This is a genomic window from Streptococcus sp. HMSC066F10 (genome assembly GCF_001813805.1).
In the GTDB taxonomy this organism is placed as follows: Bacteria; Bacillota; Bacilli; order Lactobacillales; family Streptococcaceae; genus Streptococcus; species Streptococcus vaginalis.
This window is the reverse complement of record NZ_KV813957.1, coordinates 136,766-139,373: the sequence shown is the minus strand read 5'-3', so window position 1 is coordinate 139,373 and position 2,608 is coordinate 136,766. Positions and strand designations below refer to the sequence as shown.

Annotated in this window: 2 protein-coding genes and 1 pseudogene; all 3 read left to right on the top strand. The window is 28.9% G+C overall.

Annotated features, from left to right (window positions below; all coding sequences use genetic code 11):
- Positions 1-204 precede the first annotated feature (204 nt).
- Positions 205-1,683 (top strand): WD40/YVTN/BNR-like repeat-containing protein, encoded by a 1,479-nt coding sequence (locus HMPREF2933_RS01705; RefSeq protein ID WP_039861666.1) that lies wholly within the window; start codon positions 205-207, stop codon positions 1,681-1,683.
- 76 nt (positions 1,684-1,759) lie between these two features.
- Positions 1,760-2,131 (top strand): hypothetical protein, encoded by a 372-nt coding sequence (locus HMPREF2933_RS01700; protein ID WP_004825300.1) that lies wholly within the window; start codon positions 1,760-1,762, stop codon positions 2,129-2,131.
- 252 nt (positions 2,132-2,383) lie between these two features.
- A pseudogene (locus tag HMPREF2933_RS10270) lies at positions 2,384-2,608 on the top strand (PcfB family protein); the annotation flags it as partial.

Here is a 2,608-nt window from a genome sequence, read left to right as displayed (position 1 = left end):
AACCAAGTGTAATAGCACAGATTAAAAAATATCAAGAGCAACGGGAAAAATACGAAAAGAAAAAAGAGAGAACAAAAGATAGTTATAGGAATTCGGAAAGGTAAGATGTTTTAACTTTATTAGGGGACTTTCAAGCACCGTAGGAAGCTGATATAGAAAAATTACCTAAAAAATGATATAATGCACATGAATGGAGGGACTGATGTGAAGAAGAAACTAAAACCGTTAGTTGATTATATAATCTTAGTTTTATATTCAATTTGTATGTATATTTTATGGAAACTTTGTAAGTTAGGAGGAACACATTATTGGCTTAGAATTATGTTGCCTTTTGTGATTTTACTAATTATCTTACTTTTAGTCAGATTAATATTAAGACATAGAGGGTATCGGGCAAGTTATTTTAAATTCCGTTTGGTTTTATTTATTGCTATAAGCCTAGTGTTTGGAGGGATGATAATACACACAGCAATTCCTTATAATGGGGCTTTATCTTGGAAAATTGACGATTTCTTAAATCATAAAAAGATAAAATTCATTCATAATAATATTTATGAAAATGGTATTGATGGATTGATAAACGATATAGGAGAAAAAAATTCTTTACCAGAAAAAATTTATGTTTCAGATGATTTCTACATTGAGTTTACAGAGGATGGAACAATTACGAATATAGAAACAATGTTATATGGAGAAAATGATAAAGGACAGTTGAAAGGTTTTTTAATTACCTATGACTATAAGAAAGATAGTAAAATAAATATATGGCTTAATGAAGGCGAAGGTCTTAGTATTAATTCGGATAAGTTATTAAATCCTTTTTTCGCAATTCTTAAGCAATCCGATTACAGAAAACAAGTTCATAATTGGGAGAATATAAAACAAAATCAAACATATTCTTTTTTATATTCAGGAAAAGAAAAAGTTAATTCAGAAAAAGGACTCTCTATATTAGATGGAGATGCAGATGGTGATGGAAAATATAATACAGGATTGGCGCCTTCTAAGTTATCAAGCGGAGGAGAATTTAGTGGGTATATGGCTTCTCTTTATATAAAAAATAATGAAGATATATCTTCATTTAAGTATCTAATGGAGCCACAATATATATCACCGGAAATACTTGAAAATGAACATAATAGCGAAATACTTGAAGATGCAAAGAGTTCAAAAAGATGGATTACAGATGAAAATAATGGTACGGTATATACCTTTGTTTTAGATGATAAAAAAATAGGATATAGACTTGTGGTTGTAGATGCTGCTGCCGGTTCAAGGTTCTATGCATTTGAAAAATCGATTGATAGTGGGGAAAATTGGAAAGTTATCAACAAAGATCCTTTTATGGATGAAACCGGATCAGCTGAAGGAATAATATTCTTTTCAAATGATTTTGGTTTTATTGGAATTCAGGGAGCATCTGGACAGTACTCTCAAATATATAGTACAAAAGATGGAGGTCTTACCTTTAGACAAGTTAATTTACCTATGGATAAGGTAAAAGATATACCAAAAGAAGGAAAAGAAATCGGACTAAAATTGGATGATTATAAGTATCTTTCTATGCCTGAAAGTAAGGGGAATAAATTATATATTACTGTTACATCAGGAGAGTATGAATCCAATGGAATTCAATTTTATTCTGAAGATGCTGGAGAAAGTTGGAATGTTTTATCAAAATAAAAAAATTGAACTTTAGAATGATTTAGGTAGAGTAAATGAAAAAAATTCTTTTTATTATAATGGTGATTTTTTTGTTGTGATAGATGGCTACACGGCTTTATTAGTTTTAGGTGATTTGATAACCACTACAACTACAATAGAAGTTATCAATCAAAGTGAGGATATTGTCGCAAAGGTAAAAGAGCATTTTAACATTAACTATGAGATAACGAAAATTCAATATAGTCTAGGTTTTCCAGATGGATATGGATTAGAAATATATGATTCTAGAGTAGTTAAAGAACATTTTTTTGAAGATGATGGATTTGAAGATAGTGAAATAGATACTTACTTTCAAAAATTAAATATAGACACACCTAAATATTTAAAAGTTTTAATTATTGAAAATATCCTTGGAATCATTCTAATAATAGTAATAATTAGAAGAAATAGAATCAATGAACAATGAAGAAATACAGATTATATATTCCAACATGAAAAACTATCTATCAGACAAAAGAACACACACAAACTACTAAAGGCGGAAAGGTATTTTAAGCTATTTAAAAGCATAAAAGGTATAAAGACCTAAGAAATATATAAAAACATCAAAATAAAGCATTCCACCACCGAGAAAAATAAAATAAAAACAATCAAAGGGAAGTATAGAAAAATTAAAGCCTATACTTCCCTTTTTTAATTCAAACAAAGGAGAGAAAACATGATAAACGAAGAAATAAGCAAAGAAGCAGGTCAAGCAGCACAAACCATAATAACATACACAATAAAGGCAGCAAAAGAGTCAATCAACTTAGACAAAGAAATAAGAAAAAAGATGAATGAAACTTTAGAAAAAGCAAATGGAAACCTAAAAAGTCTTATGGGTGATGAAATGAAAATAAAAGACCTCTACAAGAAAGGACAACTAGAAAATATAAGCATAGAT